General features: G+C 30.5%; 19 protein-coding genes and 1 tRNA gene. 11 read left to right on the top strand and 9 right to left on the bottom strand.

Annotation, left to right across the window (positions count from 1 at the left end; translation table 11 throughout):
• Positions 1 to 73 precede the first annotated feature (73 nt).
• Complete coding sequence (locus tag M0M44_RS05265) at positions 74 to 343, top strand: DUF1294 domain-containing protein (RefSeq protein ID WP_248728826.1); 270 nt, start codon at positions 74 to 76, stop codon at positions 341 to 343.
• A 152-nt stretch (positions 344 to 495) separates the two neighbouring features.
• Here the strand turns inward: M0M44_RS05265 and rpiB are convergent, their stop codons facing one another.
• Together rpiB and M0M44_RS05255 are read right to left on the bottom strand one after the other, a co-directional pair.
• On the bottom strand, positions 496 to 927 hold the full coding sequence (rpiB, locus tag M0M44_RS05260; protein WP_008465784.1) for a ribose 5-phosphate isomerase B: 432 nt from the start codon (positions 925 to 927) through the stop codon (positions 496 to 498).
• An 802-nt stretch (positions 928 to 1729) separates the two neighbouring features.
• A complete protein-coding gene (locus tag M0M44_RS05255; protein ID WP_248728825.1) occupies positions 1730 to 1963 on the bottom strand; it encodes a putative signal transducing protein in 234 nt (77 codons plus the stop codon).
• 110 nt (positions 1964 to 2073) lie between these two features.
• Between M0M44_RS05255 and rnr the strand changes: the two genes are divergently transcribed.
• Genes rnr through M0M44_RS05240 form a run of 3 tightly spaced genes read left to right on the top strand, consistent with a single transcriptional unit; the run spans position 2074 to position 5640 of the window.
• Positions 2074 to 4254 carry a ribonuclease R gene (gene rnr / locus M0M44_RS05250; protein WP_248728824.1) on the top strand — a complete coding sequence of 727 codons (2181 nt, stop codon included), beginning with the start codon at positions 2074 to 2076 and terminating at the stop codon, positions 4252 to 4254.
• A 23-nt stretch (positions 4255 to 4277) separates the two neighbouring features.
• The gene (locus M0M44_RS05245; protein WP_248728823.1) at positions 4278 to 4946 is read left to right on the top strand and encodes a head GIN domain-containing protein; all 669 of its coding nucleotides are present in this window, start codon (positions 4278 to 4280) and stop codon (positions 4944 to 4946) included.
• A gap of 13 nt (positions 4947 to 4959) precedes the next feature.
• Positions 4960 to 5640, top strand: coding sequence for a LysE family translocator (locus tag M0M44_RS05240; RefSeq protein WP_248728822.1), 681 nt, complete (start codon positions 4960 to 4962; stop codon positions 5638 to 5640).
• A 645-nt stretch (positions 5641 to 6285) separates the two neighbouring features.
• Here the strand turns inward: M0M44_RS05240 and M0M44_RS05235 are convergent.
• The 4 genes from M0M44_RS05235 to M0M44_RS05220 form a co-directional block, all read right to left on the bottom strand.
• Positions 6286 to 6356 (bottom strand) — tRNA-Cys (locus tag M0M44_RS05235).
• 94 nt (positions 6357 to 6450) lie between these two features.
• Positions 6451 to 6810: a dihydroneopterin aldolase gene (gene folB / locus M0M44_RS05230; protein ID WP_095930566.1), complete on the bottom strand. Its 360-nt coding sequence runs from the start codon at positions 6808 to 6810 to the stop codon at positions 6451 to 6453.
• Positions 6811 to 6812: 2 nt separating this feature from the next.
• On the bottom strand, positions 6813 to 7109 hold the full coding sequence (locus M0M44_RS05225; RefSeq protein ID WP_248728821.1) for a hypothetical protein: 297 nt from the start codon (positions 7107 to 7109) through the stop codon (positions 6813 to 6815).
• A 6-nt stretch (positions 7110 to 7115) separates the two neighbouring features.
• Entirely contained in the window at positions 7116 to 7334 is a 219-nt protein-coding gene (locus M0M44_RS05220) for a hypothetical protein (RefSeq protein ID WP_248728820.1), read from the bottom strand.
• Positions 7335 to 7476: 142 nt separating this feature from the next.
• On the opposite strand from M0M44_RS05220, the gene M0M44_RS05215 reads away from it, so the two are divergent.
• The 5 genes from M0M44_RS05215 to M0M44_RS05195 all read left to right on the top strand — a co-directional run bounded on the left by M0M44_RS05215 (position 7477) and on the right by M0M44_RS05195 (position 12265).
• Positions 7477 to 9594 (top strand): glutamine--tRNA ligase/YqeY domain fusion protein, encoded by a 2118-nt coding sequence (locus M0M44_RS05215; RefSeq protein ID WP_248728819.1) that lies wholly within the window; start codon positions 7477 to 7479, stop codon positions 9592 to 9594.
• Between the two features lie 1089 nt (positions 9595 to 10683).
• Positions 10684 to 11163: a hypothetical protein gene (locus M0M44_RS05210; RefSeq protein WP_248728818.1), complete on the top strand. Its 480-nt coding sequence runs from the start codon at positions 10684 to 10686 to the stop codon at positions 11161 to 11163.
• A 93-nt stretch (positions 11164 to 11256) separates the two neighbouring features.
• Positions 11257 to 11583 (top strand): YtxH domain-containing protein, encoded by a 327-nt coding sequence (locus M0M44_RS05205; RefSeq protein WP_248728817.1) that lies wholly within the window; start codon positions 11257 to 11259, stop codon positions 11581 to 11583.
• 74 nt (positions 11584 to 11657) lie between these two features.
• Positions 11658 to 12008 (top strand): competence protein, encoded by a 351-nt coding sequence (locus M0M44_RS05200; RefSeq protein ID WP_248728816.1) that lies wholly within the window; start codon positions 11658 to 11660, stop codon positions 12006 to 12008.
• 2 nt (positions 12009 to 12010) lie between these two features.
• Entirely contained in the window at positions 12011 to 12265 is a 255-nt protein-coding gene (locus M0M44_RS05195; protein ID WP_248728815.1) for a DUF6327 family protein, read from the top strand.
• 25 nt (positions 12266 to 12290) lie between these two features.
• Here M0M44_RS05195 and M0M44_RS05190 read toward each other — a convergent pair whose 3' ends face one another.
• Positions 12291 to 13271, bottom strand: coding sequence for an SPFH domain-containing protein (locus M0M44_RS05190; RefSeq protein ID WP_248728814.1), 981 nt, complete (start codon positions 13269 to 13271; stop codon positions 12291 to 12293).
• Positions 13272 to 13404: 133 nt separating this feature from the next.
• Positions 13405 to 14910 carry a glutamate--tRNA ligase gene (gene gltX, locus M0M44_RS05185; protein WP_248728813.1) on the bottom strand — a complete coding sequence of 502 codons (1506 nt, stop codon included), beginning with the start codon at positions 14908 to 14910 and terminating at the stop codon, positions 13405 to 13407.
• Positions 14911 to 15073: 163 nt separating this feature from the next.
• On the opposite strand from gltX, the gene M0M44_RS05180 reads away from it, so the two are divergent.
• Positions 15074 to 18475 (top strand): hypothetical protein, encoded by a 3402-nt coding sequence (locus tag M0M44_RS05180; RefSeq protein ID WP_248728812.1) that lies wholly within the window; start codon positions 15074 to 15076, stop codon positions 18473 to 18475.
• A complete protein-coding gene (ybeY, locus tag M0M44_RS05175; RefSeq protein ID WP_248728811.1) occupies positions 18472 to 18891 on the top strand; it encodes an rRNA maturation RNase YbeY in 420 nt (139 codons plus the stop codon). The genes M0M44_RS05180 and ybeY overlap by 4 nt, the downstream gene beginning before the upstream one ends.
• Before the next feature lie 329 nt (positions 18892 to 19220).
• On the opposite strand, the gene M0M44_RS05170 is transcribed toward ybeY, so the two are convergent.
• Positions 19221 to 19784 (bottom strand): hypothetical protein, encoded by a 564-nt coding sequence (locus tag M0M44_RS05170; RefSeq protein ID WP_248728810.1) that lies wholly within the window; start codon positions 19782 to 19784, stop codon positions 19221 to 19223.
• Positions 19785 to 19902: the final 118 nt, after the last annotated feature.

Genomic DNA, 19902 nt, shown 5'->3' with positions numbered 1-19902 from the left:
ACTTGTTAAAACGTTTCTGCAAAATAGTAAATCATTTGGCTAAAATAATATCTTTGTCTTTAATTTTAAACCAATGGAAGTTTTATTACTATATTTTTTATCTATAAGTGTTCTCGTTTTTATTTTCGCTGGATATGACAAATCTCAGGCTCGAAAAAATAACCGAAGAATTCCTGAAAAAACCTTGTTTCTCATGGCTTTAATTGGAGGTTCGCCTGGGTTATTAACAGCGATGTTATTATTTAGACATAAAACGAGTAAAACTTCTTTTATTGTCAAGTTTGCTTTTATTTTACTAATTCAGGCGGCGCTTATAATTGCCTTTCTGAATTACAAAAAGTAGATATTAACATTGTTGATAACTCCAAAAACAGTGTTTTTATAGAAGCTTAAATAACTGAATTATAAATACTTAAATAAAAAAACGGGCAAATTAAAAAATCGGCCCGGTGTGTTTATTAATAGGTGCGAAGCACCGAATTTTTTTTTGACTTTTTATGCACAAGCAATTTTATTCACTCTGTTTTGGTGTCTTCCACCTTCAAAAGCAGTATCAAGGAAAGTTTCAACGATTTCAACAGCCTGATGAATAGATGTGAATCTTGCTGGAATGCTCACAATATTGGCATCATTGTGTAAACGAGTTAAATAGGCAATTTCTTTAGTCCAACATAATCCAGCTCTTACTTTAGGGTGTTTATTAACAGTCATTGCAATTCCGTTCCCGCTTCCGCAGATTACGATTCCAAAATCAGCTTTTCCTTCAGATACATCATTTGCCACCGGATGTCCAAAATCAGGATAATCAACAGAAGCATCTGTATCTGTACCATAGTTAGTTACTTCATATCCTCTAGCTTTCAGCATTTCAACAATTGCTTTTTTATATTCTGGTCCTGCGTGGTCGTTTCCTATCGAAATTTTCATTTTTCTATACTATTAAGTTGTGTTATGCAAATTTACTCAATTAATAAATGGTTGCCACGAATTACACTAATTTTCACAAATTATTTTCTTTTTCAATACTATATAAACATTCCAATATAGTTCGCGTAATTATTCAAATTCATCGCAAAAAAATAATAATCACAACTATCTTACAGTCAAAACCTTATAGGTTATTAACAATTTTAATAACTCTATAACTATCTCACAATCAATAAAGAATAAACAGAATATTTGTTAAAATTTTGAGGTGTTAATAGGACTTTGTAATTGCTTGATATTCAATTAACTTTAAGTTAACAGAAAATGTTAATAAGTTCGAAAAGAAAATTAGAAGTTTTTTTTGGTTGTTTCAAAAAAATACCTAATCCAAAACAGGAATTAAATATGCAAGAAAAGTTTCGTGAATTTTTGGAAAAGTTATCAATATCAAAAATACCATTTTCAACAGAAATCAACATATCAACTTATCTACAAAATCAATTCAAATTTGGTTGTCAACCGTTGTTAATTAAAATACAAAAAGTCTTATAAATTAATCATTTAACTAAAAATAACTATGTTGATAACTCAGAATAAATAAGTAAAACGAGATTTCAATGACTTCAAAAAAAAATTTATTCGACATATTAACACGCTATAATAACCATAAATTTTTTTTTAATTTTTAAAAATCTTTTTTGTTGTATTTAATATATGTTGAAAACTAAAAAAGTTGAAAAGGAAAAAAAATATTTTGAATTGAATTTTACTTCTAATTTGAGTTTGTTTTGAAGTTTTTGTTTCAGACGATTTTGAGAGGATTGTTGAGATTGTCCAAGATTTCCTGAACTTGCTCGAAATCGTTTGGATGAACTTTGAGTTTGATGCCACCGAGTGCGTTGGAGTAAAAAGGCATGACAGAGAGTGTCATTTCGTTTTCAAAAAAGAATGGAATTTCTTCTTGTTCTAGTAAGTGTTTGAGTACTACGGTTTCGTGCAGATAATTGAATACAGCGATTGTTTTAAAGCTTTCCATTTTAGGTCTTTTTGTAAATGTACGAAAAGTTATAATTTTAATAATTCTATTTGTTAAAATCTGTAATCTGATTTCTTATTCGTAATTTTAAACCTTATTAGAAAAGATATATGAGTAAGAAAATTAGAAAGCCGATAAAAAAAGAGAAAGATTTCTCTGGAAAAATAATAAAGATTTTATCGCAAAATGCTAATAAACCATTCAATTATAAACAGATAGGAGCAAAGCTTGAACTTGACGATACCAATAGCAGGAATCAAATTATAAAAGAATTAAAAATTCTAGCTTCGCAAAAGAAAATTATAGAAACAGAACCTGGAAAATATCTAATTAAGGCAATTAGCCAGGATTATTATGAAGGAACAATAGATATGACGAGCAGAAAGACGGCATATTTTATTTGTCCAGATTTCTCAGAAGATGTTTTTATTCCTACTAATAATTTGAATCGTGCATTAGATAAAGACAAAGTAAAAGTCTATGTTTATAATAGAAGAAAAGGAAAAAGACCTGAAGGTGAAGTAATTGAAGTTGTAGAAAGAGATAAAACAGAATTTGTTGGTGTAATAGATATGCAGCCAAATTTTGCGTTTGTGTCTACTGCAAATCCTAAAATGTATACCGATATTTTTATTCCAAAAGATAAAATTGGTGAAGCAGAAAACGGTGATGTTGTTTTAGTTAAGATTGAAGACTGGCCAAAAAGAGCCGATAGTCCGTTTGGATCTGTAATTCGTGTCTTAGGAAAACCTGGAGAACATAATACTGAAATTCATGCTATCTTAGCCGAATATGGCTTGCCAGCAGATTTCCCTGTAGAAGTCGAGGTGTTTGCACAAAAGCTAGACACTTCTATTCAGGAATCTGAGATTGCAAAACGTCGTGATATGCGTGATACGCTTACGTTTACGATTGATCCAAAAGATGCAAAAGATTTTGATGATGCCTTGTCTTTCAAAAAGTTAGAAAATGGAAATTTCGAGATTGGAATTCATATTGCTGATGTTTCCTATTATTTGGAAGAAGGAACAATCCTTGATGATGAAGCGTATCAAAGAGCAACTTCGGTTTATTTGGTTGATAGAGTAGTGCCAATGCTTCCAGAGGTATTGTCTAACTTTGCTTGTTCGCTACGTCCAAATGAAGAGAAATATACATTCTCTGCTGTATTTGAAATTTCGCCAACTTCACAAGTTATTAACCAATGGTTTGGAAGAACAGTAATTTATTCAGATCAGCGTTTTGCTTATGAAGAAGCGCAATATATCATTGAAACAAAAGACAATACAATTCCGGCTGATGTCTCTATTACAGGAGAATCGTATGTTGTTTCAGATGAAATTAGAGAAGCTACTTTAAAATTGGATGAATTAGCTAAGATTTTAAGAAAGAAAAGAATGCAGCAAGGCGCTATTTCTTTTGATAAAGTGGAAGTTAAATTCAACCTTAATGAAGAAGGAGAACCAGAAGGAGTGTATTTTAAAGTATCAAAAGATGCTAATCATTTGATTGAAGAATTTATGCTTTTGGCAAACAGAAAAGTAGCAGAATACATTGGTAAACAAAAGAAAACCTTTGTTTATCGTATTCACGATGAGCCAAATGAAGATAAATTGGTTGCCATGCAAACTGTAATTGCTAAGTTTGGTTATAAAATTGATTTTAGAACAAAAGGCGATATAGCAAAATCGATAAATGCTTTGATGGAAGAAGTAAACGGTAAGAAAGAACAAAATCTTATTGATACTCTTGCTATTAGAAGTATGAGCAAAGCCAAATACTCGACTGATAATATTGGTCATTATGGTTTAGCTTTTGATTATTATAGCCATTTTACATCGCCAATTCGACGTTATCCAGATGTTATGGTACATCGTTTGTTACAATACTATTTGGATGGTGGAGCTTCTGTAGATGAAGAAACCTACGAAACCAAATGTCTGCATTGTTCAAATATGGAAAACTTAGCAACAAATGCTGAGCGCGACAGTATTAAATACATGCAGGTTAAATACATGCAGGATCATCAGGATGAAGAATTTCTTGGAGTTATTTCTGGTGTTACCGAATGGGGAATTTATGTTGAAATCGTTTCTAATAAATGCGAAGGAATGGTAAGAATCAGAGAGATAAAAGAGGATTACTATACTTTTGACGAAAGACAATATGCATTGGTTGGAGCAACTTCAAACCGTTTACTGCAGTTAGGAGACGAGATTTATGTGAAGGTAAAAAATGCCGATTTAGTTAAAAAACAATTGGATTTTCATTTTTTAAGAAGAGCAGAATAAATAATTAATTTAAAAATAAAAGTATGAGAAAGCTAATTATTGGAGCAGCAATTTTATTTGTACAAATGTCTTTTGGTCAAGTTACCAAAGAGTTAGGCGATTTTGATACCGTAAAAGTATTTGATAAATTAAGTGTAAAATTAGTTCAGTCATCTGAAAATAAAATTGTTATCAAAGGAGCAAGAGAAGCAGAGGTTGAAGCGGTTAATAAAAATGGTATTTTAAAATTAAGAATGCCTTTCCCAAAACTTCTTTCAGGAAATGATCTTGATATAACTTTGTATTACAAACATTTAGAACTTATAGATGTTAATGAAGGAGCAGAGGTAAAAAGCAGTGAAGCTATTAAAGCAACTTCTTTTAAAGTAAGTGCGCAAGAAGGAGGCGTTATTAATGTAGATTTGAATGTTGATAAACTCAAAGTAAGCTCTGTTTCAGGAGGTTCTATCACTTTGACAGGAAAAGCAGAAAATCAAGTTGCAAGTTTAGGAGCAGGAGGTTATTTACTTGCTAGTAAATTAGAGACGTCTCAGACTACTGTAAGCGTTTCTGCGGGAGGAAAAGCCGATGTTAATGCTTCTACCCTTGTCGATGCAAAAGTGAGCGCAGGAGGCTCTATTTACATTTATGGAAAACCAAAGCAAATAAACCAAAAAACTGTTTTTGGCGGAAAAATAGAAGAAGTAAAATAACAAGTAGCAATTGATGATTAATGATATTCTAGCGGGACTTCCCTGGGGACTTGTTCTAAGTTTTATGGTAGGTCCGGTATTTTTTGTTTTATTAGAAACCAGCATTACAAAAGGATTTAGAGCTGCAATGGTTTTTGATCTTGGAGTCGTACTAGGTGATATTTTTTTTATTGCTATTGCTTATTTAGGAAGTTACCGTTTGATTTCAAGTTTAAAAGACGATCCAGCGCTTTTTATCTTTGGAGGAATAATTATGCTTTCCTACGGAATTATTTCGTTTGTAAAACTAAAGAAAGAGGAAAAAATAAACGATGAAGAAATTGATCGTGACATTCTGAAAAGAAACTATGGTAGTTTGTTTGTAAAAGGCTTTTTATTGAACGTTATTAACATTGGAGTTTTAGGCTTCTGGCTAGCAGTAATTATCTCTGTAGGACCAAAGTTAGATATGCAGACTTCTAGAATGATGACCTTTTTTACTGCAGTAATTATCACTTATTTATTAATTGATTGTGCTAAAATTTTATTAGCCAAACAGTTAAAATCAAAAATGACTCCGACAAATATTCTTAAAATTAAAAAAGGAATTAGCATTGTTTTAATGGTTTTCGGATTTGCTTTAGTAATTCAAGGCTGGTTTCCAAAAGAAAAAGAAATGGTTAAAAATGCTTTCGAAAGAATAGAGAAAAAGTAGGTAGTTGTTAATAACTCAAAATTATAAAATTAAACCTCTGAATTTCAGAGGTTTTTTTGTGTTTATAACGTTCATGCAGGTAGAACTTTGTCAAAGTTCTTTACGTATAGTTTGTCATTTCGACGAAGGAGAAATCTTCACAAGTAATTACGTAACTATTTCCAATCTTTGTCTTGCTTCTGGCGAAGATTTCTCCTTCGTCGAAATGACAAGATTGAGTTTAATTATAAGTTTAATTTAAAAATTAAGCATAAAAAAAACTCCAAGTTTCCTTGAAGGTTTTAAAGTATCGTTCGGATTCGAACGTAAATCTTTATCTAATTTTTTCTAAAAATTAAATATAAAAAAACTCCAATTTTCCTTGAAGGTTTTAGAGTCATCGTTCGGATTCGAACATAAATTTTTATCTAATTTTTTCTAAAAATTAAACATAAAAAACTCCAAGTTTCCTTGAAGGTTTTAGAGTCATCGTTCGGATTCGAACATAAATTTTTATCTAATTTTTTCTAAAAATTAAACATAAAAAAAACCTTCAAATTGCTTTGAAGGTTTTAGAGTCATCGTTCGGATTCGAACATAAATTTTTATCTAATTTTTTCTAAAAATTAGACATAAAAAAACCTTCAAATTGCTTTGAAGGTTTTGAGGCATCGTCCGGATTCGAACCGGAGTAGGAGCTTTTGCAGAGCCCAGCCTAGCCGCTCGGCCACGACGCCATTACTTGAACGGTTGGCAAAAGTAACTAAAATCTTTAAATTTCAAAAGTTTCGAATGAACTATTTTAAAAAATTACGGATTTAATTGCAGTGATTACTTTCTAATTTCCGTCATTTTTATAGTAACTGACTCAACATCACCACCAATAGGAGGATTTATTTTAGAAACCCAAACTGTTGTTTTTTCTACAGTTTCTATCTCTGCCAGCACACGAATATTGATTCTTTTAGCGACATGTTCTAATAAATGCGAACGAATTGCCATTTCTTCAGCTACAATTTTGTTCAAATGAACATAATCAACAGTATCTAAAAGATGATCTGTTTCTGCTGATTTCTGTAAATTGGTTTTAATTTTTAGATCAACAGTATAATCAGATCCAATTTTTCCTTCTTCAATTAAACATCCGTGGTATGAAAAAGTACGGATATTTTTAAGTTTAATAACTCCCATTTTTATAATTTTATTCGTGTAGTGTTTGGATCTTGGTAATTAGAAGTTACAGCATGAACAGCAACTATTTTGTTAATTTCATCAACTGTAAAATGAATAGTGTAAGGGAATTTCTTTAAAGGTAAAGTTCTAATGATATTATATTTTTCCTCAAAAAACGGAAATGTATTTAAAGTATCTACATATTTCTGATACTCATTAAAGAATTTTGTTCCTAAACCATCTGATAGAGATTCATAATATTCGGCAATTTCATCTACTTCTAAATCAGCGCGTAAAAGAATAATTATTTCAAACATTATTTTTTATTTATTCCATTTAGCGTTGAGTCTTTTTTTTGATTCTTCCCAGCTTATATAATCTTCTGGCTTAGCATTTTTTATACGTTCCAAAACCATTTCTTGTTGCCATAGAGGAATTTCATTTCCAACATTTTCATCTATAGAAACATCTGGAATGTGTTTAAAAAAACTAATAAAAGTTTCGTAAAAATCGTCTGGAATTGTAACAGTTAATTGTCTCATAATTCTTAATATTTATACAAAAATACTAAATAAATTAATTGAAGGTTTTGAGTTTAACGTTTCATGTTTTGTGCCACTTAAACAACTTTAAACCTGAAACCTGAAACCTTTTTTTTATCTTTGCTAAAATTACTATAAAATAATGGCATCAGAAGAGAAATCACTCAATTTTATTGAACAAATCATAGAGGAAGACGTAAAATCAGGTCTTTCAAATACTAAACTTCGCTTTCGTTTTCCACCAGAACCTAATGGTTATTTACATATTGGGCACGCAAGTTCTATTGCGCTAAATTTTGGTTTAGGAATTGATTATCAATCTCCTGTGAATTTACGTTTTGATGATACAAACCCTGAAAAAGAAGAACAGGAATTTGTTGATGCTATTAAAAAAGATGTAGAATGGTTAGGATATACTTGGGCAGAAGAATGTTATGCATCAGATTATTTCCAACAATTATACGACTGGGCAGTTGTATTAATTAAAAAAGATAAAGCGTATGTTGATAGTCAATCTTCTGAAGAAATGGCTATCCAGAAAGGAACTCCAACAACTCCAGGAACCGATAGTCCGTATAGAAATCGTTCTGTTGAAGAAAACTTAGATTTATTCGAAAGAATGAAAAACGGTGAATTTGAGGCTGGTACACACATTCTTCGTGCAAAAATAGACATGAAATCAACCAATATGTTGATGCGTGATCCTATCATGTACAGAATTTTACACAAACATCATCATAGAACGGGAGATGCCTGGAAAATTTATCCAATGTACGATTGGGCACACGGACAAAGTGATTATTTAGAACAGATTTCTCACTCATTTTGTACCCTTGAATTCTTGCCTCACCGTGAATTATACGATTGGTTTTTAGATCAGATTTTTGATGATAATAAACTGCGTCCAAAACAAAGAGAATTTGCTAGACGTAACTTATCACATACTGTTGTTAGTAAAAGAAAATTACAGCAACTAGTTAAAGAAAAGCATGTTAACGGTTGGGATGATCCAAGAATGTCAACAATTTCTGGGTTAAGAAGACGTGGTTATACAGCTGCATCTTTGCGTAATTTTGCTAACACAATTGGAATTGCAAAACGTGATAATTTAATCAATGTATCGGTTTTAGAATTTTGTATTCGTGAAGATTTGAACAAAATTGCACCTCGTGTAATGGCGGTTTTAGATCCTGTAAAATTGGTAATTACAAATTATCCAGAAGGAAAAGAGGAGTGGTTAGAAGCTGAAAACAATCAGGAAGATGAAAATGCAGGATTTAGAAAAGTACCTTTTTCTCGTGAATTATACATCGAAAGAGAAGACTTTTTAGAAGAAGCTCCAGCTAAATTTTTCCGTTTGACATTAGGAAAAGAAGTACGTCTTAAAAATGCATATATCATTAAAGGTGAAAGTGTTATAAAAGATGCTGAAGGAAATATTACTGAAATTCATGTTACTTATGATACCGATTCTTTAAGCGGAAGCGGAACAGAAGCAAGCCAAAGAAAAGTATCTGGTACATTACATTGGGTTTCAATTCAGCATGCATTGGAAGCAGAAGTTCGTTTGTACGATCGTTTGTTTACAGATGAAGCTCCAGACAGTTATAAAGAGAAAAATTTTTTAGATTTTGTAAATCCAAATTCTCTAGAAATTGTGACTGGATATGTTGAACCAAGTTTATCAACAGCTCAAAATGAAGATAAATTTCAGTTTCAACGTTTAGGTTATTTTACTGTTGATAAAGATTCAACTGCTTCTAAATTAGTCTTTAACAAAACGGTTGGACTAAAAGATGCCTGGGAAGAAAAAGGTAAAAAAGAAGAAAACAGCATCAATAATTCTTTGAAAGATATCAACAAATATTTTAAAGTTGAGACTAAACCAGAGCGTATTGCAATTGAAAGTGCGATAGGGGAGAACATTAAAAATATCTCTACTTTCTCACTTTTGCAAAATTCTTTAAAGAAGAATATCAACAACAATAAGGCTTCGCTGTTGTTTTCTCAATTTATTTTGAAGTATTCAAACTGGAAATCTACAGATTTTGAAGAAGAAGATATTAAGAAATTATATTCAATGTCTTTAAAAAGTGAATCGACTTATGTAAGATCAAAAGCACTTTTAAATTTAAGAGATATTGAAAGTGAAAGTTTCAAAAATCAGTTTGATGATGAAATTTTGAAATTATATTCTAATCCGCCAAAGAATGCTTCTGAAAGAGAAATTGAAATTCTTTCTGAAATGGTAAAGAAGTAATATCAACTTAATTTATGAAAAGCGCTTTTATAAGCGCTTTTTTTTATTATATAGATTAACTATGGAAATTAATAAATTAATAATTTTTATAGATTTAAAATGACTTTCATAAATGAATTTTAATAGAAAATAAAAAAAGGTTGGATAAGGAATTCATTTTTTAATTTTTCGTTTATTTAAAAGCTTTATTTAGATTTTAGTCTCTTTTAAGTCCCAATTTTGTTTGAAAAGTGATATTAATAAATTAAATTTATAATTATTTTATTTTAAATTACATGTATTTATTATTTATAAAATCTATTAAATTTTAATTTTTAATTTATTTTATAGATAAAAATTGACTCTCATAAATTAATTTTAAGGGGATATAAAAAATGGTTAAATAGAGAAGACCTTTTTTTTATTTTCACTCTTTAAAACTTCTTATTTTTGTTTTTTACTTTTTTAACTTCAATTTCCTTGTCCAAATCTAAGAATTAAAGTTTTTTCTTATTTTTTTAAATTTTGACTCCAATTTTATAATTATAAATTTGAATTATTAATATCTAAAAAATTAAGTTTTTTATTATTATTTATAAAATTGATTAATATTTTATAAATAATAGTTTTTATATATTAATTTTAACCTTCATAAATCGTTTTTAAGACGTTTTTAAAACTTAATTGATAGATAACTCATTTTTTGAATAATTATTTATTTACAGGCTTTATTTTAGTTTTTATTGTTATTTTAGTCAGTTTAACGGGTTGTTAACACACAATTGTTTATAAAACTGGTATTTTTAACTCAATACCAAAAGTCAGAGATGATTTTTGTAAAAAATTAAAATTTGCCGTAAAGAATCTAAGTTGAAATTTATTGTTTTTAGAAACTCGTAATTTTTATAATAATAGATTTTCAAAACTGATTTCCTAAAAAGACAATTTTATGTTCTCATTTTTATTATGATGTAATTTTGATAATATTTCCCGTAAAAGATATTTTTTCAAATTGTATCATAATTTACAAAATTCCATAATGTTGAATTTGAGTGAAAGTTTAGTTTTTAAATTTCAGGTCTGACAATTTTTAATTTAAATCTAATTATCATGAAAATTTTATATTTCACATTAGCATTATTATTTGCAAACGTTGCAATTTCACAAACACATCAAATTACAAAACACAATGGAGAACAACTTGATGTAAATTTTATTAAAAACGAAAATGGTTTTGTTTATTATTCTTTAAACGGAAGTTCTGAAGAAATCAAAATTAGTAAACATGCTGTTTCATCAATTACAAACAAACAAACAAAACAAACTCAGAAAGTTTCTGATAAAATAGTAGTTGATTCAAAAGATGATTACAAAATGGTAACTGTTCTGCCACAGGAAAAAACAATAGGACTGAAACAAGTTGCTAGTTTTACTGGTATCTCAACAAGGACAAAAGGTGAACCGCCAATTGCAAATCAAAACCAGACTGCTATGAGAATCAAATCTAAGTCGGCTTCAAATGGATATCCTTTTGTTAGCATTGTTGAAAAAGCAGATGGTAAGTATGAAGCTGTAGCTTACGTGTATTAATTATATTGTTAATTTTTTATAAATTACAATTAATCAAAGTTTTATCATTTTAAAAATGAGTATCTTTATTAATAATTTTAAATTGTAACTATCATGTCTAAGAATTTAAATACAGCGGCAGCAATTTTGGCTGCAGCAGCTGCAGGAGCGGCAATTGGAATTTTATTTGCTCCTGATAAGGGATCAAAAACTAGAGCAAAAATTAAAGAAGGTATAGATGATGCCAAACATAATCTGAAAGATTCTTTTGACGCCAGCTCTGAAGTTCTTCGTGAAAAATTTACGAGTGCTACTCATAATCTTGACGGAACTTTGAATGATTTACTTTCTAATGTCAGCCATAAAACAGAAGAAGTAATTACTTTTTTAGAAACTAAATTGGCTGATTTAAAAGCACAAAATGCTAAACTTCAGAAATAATAATTGTTTAAAGCACATTACTTGCTTATTTTTATAAGAAAGTTTTGTGCTTTTTTTTATCTAAAATTTTAATTATGGCTTTTGAAGAATTAAAAGAAAACACTGAAAAAGTTCAAGATCAGGCTAAAGAATTTATAGATAGTCATTTAGCTTATTACAAACTTTGGGGTTTTAAGGTTGCAATGAAATCAACAACTTTGATCTTTAAGTTTACCTTGATTTTATTGTGTTTTAGTATGGTGATGATTTTTGGATCTTTTGCCGCAGCATATGCTTTTGGTTCTTTGTTTGAAAGTAATGCTCTCGGATTTTTGGCAGTAGGAGTGATCTATCTTTTATTTACCATTTTACTTTTCTTTATAAAAGATAAGTTTGTTGAAGGACCAATTTTGGAAAAATTTTCAGAAATCTTTTTTAATGATTAATTATGGAAAGAAAAAAATACTCTTCGTATGCTGAGATAGAAAGAGATCTAGAAATTCTAAAACTAGAAAAAGAAATTAATTATCAAAAATTGGTTTTAAGTTTTCAGAAAACTAAGGAAAGCATAACACCGCAAAATATTGTAAATGGTTTTATTTCATCTTACACAGGTTATGTCAAAAAATCATTTCCAGAAATTTTACAATCTATTTTACCATTTGTAATCAATTGGTTTATAAATAAAAAAAGAGGCCATTAAGCCTCTTTTTTATTTTGTAAAATTATTATTGAATATCTGGTTGAATGTCATCTTCGTAACCAGATTGTGGCTGAATTGGTTTTGGTTTTTCTACTTTTTTATTGTGTTTTTTCATCATTTCTCCAACTTGGTTGGATGCCGTAAATGATGCAACCATATTATTTAACATGTCACTACCAGCTTGTGGAGAATTTGGAAGTAAAATTAAATTAGAATTTGCATCAGCTCCAATTGCTTGTAAAGTATCATAATGCTGTGTCACTACAATTAGGGCAGAAGCTTCTTGAGAATTAATTCCAACATTATTCAAAACTTCAACACTTTCTACAAGACCTCTTGCAATTTCGCGGCGCTGATCTGCAATACCTTGACCTTGTAAACGTTTACTTTCTGCTTCGGCTTTTGCTTTTGCAACAATTCTAATTCTTGAACTTTCGGCTTCAAATTCTGCTGCAGTTTTTTCTCTATCAGCAGCGTTGATTCTATTCATTGCATTTTTTACCTGAATGTCTGGATCAATATCGGTAACCAAAGTATTGATGATATCATATCCGTAAGTAGACATTGCTTCGTTCAATTCACGTTTTACTGCAACAGCAATATCATCTTTTCTTTCAAAAACATCATCCAATTTTAGTTTTGGAACTTCAGCACGAACTACGTCAAAAACGTAAGAAGTAATTTGATCATGTGGATATTCTAGTTTATAAAAAGCTTCATATACTTTTTCCTGAATTACTTTAAATTGAACTGAAACTTTCATTTTGATAAAAACGTTGTCTCTAGTTTTGGTTTCGATGATAACATCTAATTGCTGGATTTTAAGATTTACACGTCCGGCCAATCTATCAACCAACGGAATTTTAAGTTGTAATCCTGAATTTCTAACACTCTGAAATTTTCCAAATCGTTCGATAATAACAGACGATTGCTGTTTTACTGTAAAGAAAGAAGACATGAAAATGAAGAATGCCAATACTAAAAAGATAATTAATCCTGTACCCATGGTTATAAAATTTATGTTTATGATTTCGGTAAATTACGAAAATTCTTCTAAATTCGAATTTTAAAACATTAAAAAAACGCTAAGAACATTTTGTAGATGTTTCTTAGCGTTTCTATTTGTAATTCGAACTCTATTATAAAGTTGCTATTGCTTTCTGAATTCTCGAAATAGTTTCTTCTTTTCCAATGATTTCAACAATGTCAAATAGGTGAGGACCTTTAAGTGCCCCAACCAAACTTAAACGGAAAGGTTGCATAACTTTACCCATTCCGATTTCATTTTTGGTTAACCAATCTTTTACAACACTTTCAATATTTGCCGAATCAAAACCATCAATATATTCTAGAGTAGAAATCAATTCTTGCATTAAAGCTGGAGTTTCTTCTTTCCAGTTTTTGCTTGCTTTTTCATCGTAAGATGTTGGAGCTTGGAAAAAGAAATCTGTTAGATCCCAAAATTCAGAAACAAAATGCGCTCTTTCTTTTATTAATGAAACAATTCTTGTGATGTCATATTTAGAAATGTCAATTCCTTTTTCTTCTAAAATAGGAGTGAAGGCTTTAGCTAAATTCTCATCATTTTGTTTGACTAAATATTGGTGATTGAACCATTTGTTTTTTTCAGGATCAAATTTAGCTCCTGCTTTATGCACTCTGTTCAAGTCAAAAGATTGAGCTAATTCTTCAAGAGAAAATAATTCTTTATCAGTTCCATCATTCCATCCTAATAAAGCTAGGAAGTTAACAACTGCTTCTGGGAAAAATCCTTTTTCTCTGTAACCAGATGAAACTCCTTCTTCAGTTTTCCATTCTAAAGGAAATACAGGGAATCCCATTTTATCACCATCTCTTTTAGACAATTTTCCATTTCCAATTGGTTTTAAAATCAAAGGTAAATGAGCAAATTCTGGAGCTTCCCAACCAAATGCTTTGTATAACAAAACGTGAAGTGGCATAGATGGCAGCCATTCTTCGCCACGAATAACATGTGAAGTTTCCATCAAATGATCATCTACAATATTCGCTAAATGATAAGTTGGCATTCCGTCACTTTTGAATAAAACTTTATCATCCAAAAGATTAGTTTCAAACTTAACATCTCCACGAATAATATCTTTCAAATGTAAAGTTTCATCAACCGGAGTTTTAAAACGGATTACATAATGTTCGCCATTTGCAATTCTTTTAGCAGTTTCTTCTGCAGAAATTACTAAAGAAGTATCTAATTTTTCACGATTATGATGATTGTAAATAAATGTTTTTCCTTCAGCTTCGTGTTGTTTTCTATGCGAATCTAAAGCTTCAGGAGTATCAAAAGCATAATAAGCCCAGCCAGAATTGATCAGCTGATCTGCATATTGCTGGTACAAATCTTTACGTTCGCTTTGTCTGTATGGACCAAATTTTTCATTTTTCCCTACAGTTTCTTCAGGAGCAATTCCTAACCATTCAAGTGCTTCCATAATGTAAGCTTCTGCACCTGGAACAAAACGGGTCTGATCTGTATCTTCAATTCGAAGATAAAAAACACCGTTATGTTTTTTTGCAAATAAATAATTAAATAGGGCAGTACGAACTCCGCCAATATGTAATGGTCCAGTCGGACTTGGTGCAAAACGCACGCGAACTTGCTTTGACATTTGTTTAAATTTTGTTGCAAAGATACAATATTAGTCAAAAGTCATAAGTCGAAAGTCTGAAAGGTTTTTGGTTGCGTATAGAACTTTTGACTTTCGACTTTTGACTTTCAGACTTATCGTTATAATTACTACTTTTATAGGTTATAATTAAAACAGATTTATTTTGAAAACAACATCTGCTATATATCAGAAGCTCGAGGCTTTCATTAAGAAATATTACACCAACGAACTGATAAAAGGAATGCTTCTTTTTACTGGTTTTGGTTTATTGTATTTTTTATTTACGCTTTTCGTAGAGTACTTTCTATGGTTAAAACCTTTAGGAAGAACTTTTCTATTCTGGTTATTTATTGCCGTTGAAGTTTTCCTTCTGGTTAGATTAATTATTTTCCCTTTGTTTAAATTGTTTAAACTTCAAAAAGGAATAGATTATACTCAGGCCTCAAAAATTATTGGAAATCATTTTACAGAAGTAAGTGATAAGTTGACTAACTTTTTACAATTATCAGCTGATAATAATGCTGAAAGTTCTGAATTGGTTTTGGCTTCAATAGAACAAAAAGCAAATTCTTTACAGCCAATTCCTTTTGGAAATGCCATTAATTTTAAAGCTAATAAAAAATATCTGCCATTGGCCTTGGTGCCAGTTTTGCTTTTTGCAGTGTTTTATATTTCTGGAAATAGCAATATTATTTCTCAAAGTTTGAATAGAGTAGTGCATTTCAATTCTGCATTTTTGCCACCAGCTCCTTTTAAATTTGTGATTTTAAATTCTAATTTACAAGCAGAACAGAACAAAGATTTCGTGATTAGAATGGAATCAGTTGGGAATGTTGTTCCAGAAAATGTAATGATCCATATTGGTGATGAAAGTTATTTTATGGAATCTTCACAGCCAGGAAAGTTTGAATTTAAAGTAGAAAAACCAGCAGAAGATATTAGCTTTTCTTTTGAAGGAAATAATGTCACTTCTCAAGAATATGAATTGAAAGTTATCACTGTTCCATCAATTGCAAACTTCGAAATGATTTTGAATTTTCCTTCTTATCTAAAGAAAAAATCAGAGACAATTCAAGGCACAGGAAACGCAATTGTACCTGAAGGAACAACAGTAACTTGGAAAATGAATACCAAATCGACTCAAGAAATTGTATGGAAAAGAGATAATGAAGTTTTTAGATTTAATAAGATAGAAAATGACTTTAAATTGGCTAAAAATATTAGTCAAAATACAGAATATCAAATTCTTACGTCAAATGATAAGGTTAAAAACTACGAAAAACTAGATTATCAGCTGTCTGTTATTAAAGATCAGTTTCCAACCATCAATGTTGGTCCAGCACCAGACAGTTTAAAGCTGGATAAGAACTATATTTTAGGAAGATTAGGTGATGATTACGGACTTTCAAAACTACAAATTGTATACTACGAACGTAACAAACCTCAGTCTGCGAAGCGTGGAAACATTCCTGTGAAGGCTGGAGTATTTGATCAATTCGTTTTTAATTTTCCAAGTAACCTTCCGGTAGAAGAAGGAGTTTCGTATGAATACTATTTTGAAGTTTTTGATAACGATGCACCGCATGGTTTTAAGAGTACAAAGTCTTCAACGTTTTCAGATCGTGTAGCTACAACAGATGAAATTCAAGATCAAGAATTGCAACAGCAAAATCAAAATATTAATAGTTTATCTAAATCTTTGAAGAACCAAAACAAGCAGATTTCAGAAATGGATAAGCTTCAAAATACCGGAAAAGAGAAAGATAATTTAGAGTTTAAAGATCAGCAAAAGATCAATGATTTTATCAAACGTCAGAAACAGCAAGACGAAATGATGAAACAGTTTTCTGAAAAAATGAATCAGAACTTAGATAAATTTAAGGATGATAAGAAAGATAAAACAGCTGAAGATTTACAAAAACGTTTAGATAATGCACAGAAAGATTTAGAAAAGAATCAGAAGTTATTAGACGAATTGAAGAACTTGAATGATAAATTAAACAGTGAAGAACTGTTTGATAAGATGGAAAAGTTCAAACAAATCAGCAAAAACCAATCTCGTAATTTAGAACAATTGGTTGAGTTGACCAAGCGTTTTTATGTTTCTAAGAAAGCAGAGCAAGTTGCAGAGAAACTAAATAAACTGTCAGAACAACAGGAACAGTTATCTAATAAAGAGAAAGAAAATACGAAAGAGAAGCAAGATGAAATCAATAAATCTTTTGATAAGATCCAAGAAGATTTAAAAGATTTGAAGGAGGAAAACAAGACTTTAAAGAAACCTTTGGATATTCCATCTGATGCTTCAAAAGAGAAAGATGTAGATAATGATCTTCAAAAAGCTTCAGAAGAATTAAGTAAAAAGAATACTTCTTCGGCTAAGCCAAAACAGAAAAGTGCTGCAAAGAAAATGAAAAGCATGGCTCAGGAAATGCAGAGCGAAATGGAAGGTGGAGAACAAGAACAATTAGAAGAGGATGTAGCAATGCTTCGTCAGATTCTAGACAATCTTTTAGCTTACTCTTTATCACAAGAAGATGTGATGAAACAGTTCAAAGCAATGAAATTGGGTTCTTCTACATTCACAAAAAATATTAAAATTCAACAGAATTTAAAACAACAATTCCGTCATGTTGATGATAGTTTGTTCGCACTTTCACTTCGTAATCCAAAAGTTGCTGAGGATGTAACAAAGGAAATCGGAAACGTACAATACAATATGGACAAGGCTATAGAAACTTTGACCGATGTTCAAATTCCAAGAGGAGTTTCACACCAGCAATATGCAGTTTCATCTGCGAATAAGTTAGCTGATTTCTTGAGTGATTTATTGAATAATATGCAGATGTCTATGTCTAAACCGGGTGCAGGAAAACCTAAACCAGGAGATGGTCAAGGGATGCAGTTGCCAGATATTATTCAGAAACAAAAAGGTCTTGCTGATAAAATGAAGGAAGGAATGAAACCAGGTCAAAAGCCTGGTGATAAACCTGGAGAAGGTCAAGAAGGAAAATCTGGACAAGGACAAAATGGACAAGGTAAAGAGGGGCAGGGCAAAGAAGGACAAGGTAACAAAAGTGGAGAGAAAGGTTCTTCTGGTAAAGGTGAGAAGAATGGAAAAGGTGAGAAAAATGGTAATGATGGTGAAGATGGAGAAGGAGATGCAGAAGCTATTATGGAGATATACAAAGAACAAGTTAAACTTCGTGAAGCCTTGCAAAAAGAATTAGCAAAGAAAGGGTTGGATGCTCAAGGAAAATCTATAATAGATCAAATGAAACAATCTGAAAAGCAGATTTTAAACAAAGGATTTAAGAATGAGAACCTGCAACGTATACTAAATATCCAACAAGAATTATGGAAATTAAACAACGCAGTTCAGCAACAAGGACAAGATACACAAAGACAATCTGAAACTAATAAGGCTGAATTTACTAATCGTTCAAATGCTTTGCCAAGTTCATTATTGGAATATTTAAACAGCGTTGAGATATTAAACAGACAATCACTACCTTTGCGCTCGAATTTTAATCAAAAAGTTCAAGAATACTTTAATACAAAATGATAAATTTTAATTACGAAACAGATTTTACTTTGGGAGACGAGCAGGCTTTTAGTGATTGGCTAAGTGCTGTAATTGTTTCTGAGAATAAGAATGAAGGCGAGATCAACTATATATTTTGTGACGATGAATATCTACATAAGATCAATGTTGAATATCTCGATCACGATACACTTACAGATATTATTAGTTTTGATTATACTGTTGGTAACGAGTTGAATGGCGATATTTTTGTATCTGTAGAACGTGTTGCAGATAATGCTAAAGACTTTAATGTTTCATTTGCTGATGAACTTAAAAGAGTGCTATCTCATGGTATACTTCATTACTGTGGATATAAAGATAAATCAGATGAAGATGCTCAATTAATGAGAGTAAAGGAAGAAGAGAAGATGAAGATGTTTCACGTGGAACAGTAGATTAAATCTCTTTTTTGTTTTTAATGTTCCACGTGAAACGTTTTAGTTTTTTAAATTTTAAGACGTTCCACGTGAAACATATTTAAAGAAGATGAAGTAGTTTTTATAACGTTCCACGTGGAACGTTTGAAGTAAAGAATTTTAATAAAGATTAAATCGTTCGACGTGGAACGATTTTTAAGTTTGAATCTAAAAGAAAAAAGAATAGGATGTTTCACGTGGAACATGATTTTAGGTAGTTCTTTTGAAGTTTAGGATGAAGGTTTAGAATAGAAGTTTAGAGCGGAAGTTTTGTAGATGTTTCACGTGAAACATTTATTTGGAAGATTCTAATTCGAGAACTCTAGTTTGAGAGTTCTGATTTGAGAGTTCTGATTTGAGAGTTCTGATTTGAGAGTTCTGATTTGAGAGTTCTGATTTGAGAGTTCTGATTTGAGAGTTCTGATTTGAGAGTTCTGATTTGAGAGTTCTGATTTGAGAGTTCTGATTTGAGAGTTCTGATTTGAAAGTTCTGATTTGAAAGTTCTGATTTGAAAGTTCTGATTTGAAAGTTCTGATTTGAAAGTTCTGATTTGAAAGTTCTGATTTGGAAGTTCTGATTTGAAAGTTCTGATTTGGAAGTTCTGATTTGGAAGTTCTGATTTGAAAGTTCTGATTTGAAAGTTCTGATTTGAAAGTTCTGATTTGAAAGTTCTGATTTGAAAGTTCTGATTTGAAAGTTCTGATTTGAAAGTTCTGATTTGAAAGTTCTGATTTGAAAGTTCTGATTTGAAAGTTCTGATTTGAAAGTTCTGATTTGAAAGTTCTGATTTGAAAGTTCTGATTTGAAAGTTCTGATTTGAAAGTTCTGATTTGAAAGTTCTGATTTGAATGAAATGGAAAAAATGTTTCACGTGAAACATTTTTATTGATTTCAAGAATTTGAAGATTCCACTTTATACGTTTCAGTTTGAACTTGAAACTTGAAACTTGAAACAAAATAGAAAGTTCCACGTGGAACAAGGAAAAATA

Origin of the sequence: Flavobacterium humidisoli (genome assembly GCF_023272795.1) — a bacterium.
Taxonomy (GTDB): Bacteria; Bacteroidota; Bacteroidia; order Flavobacteriales; family Flavobacteriaceae; genus Flavobacterium; species Flavobacterium humidisoli.
This window is presented reverse-complemented; position numbering and strand designations above follow the sequence as displayed.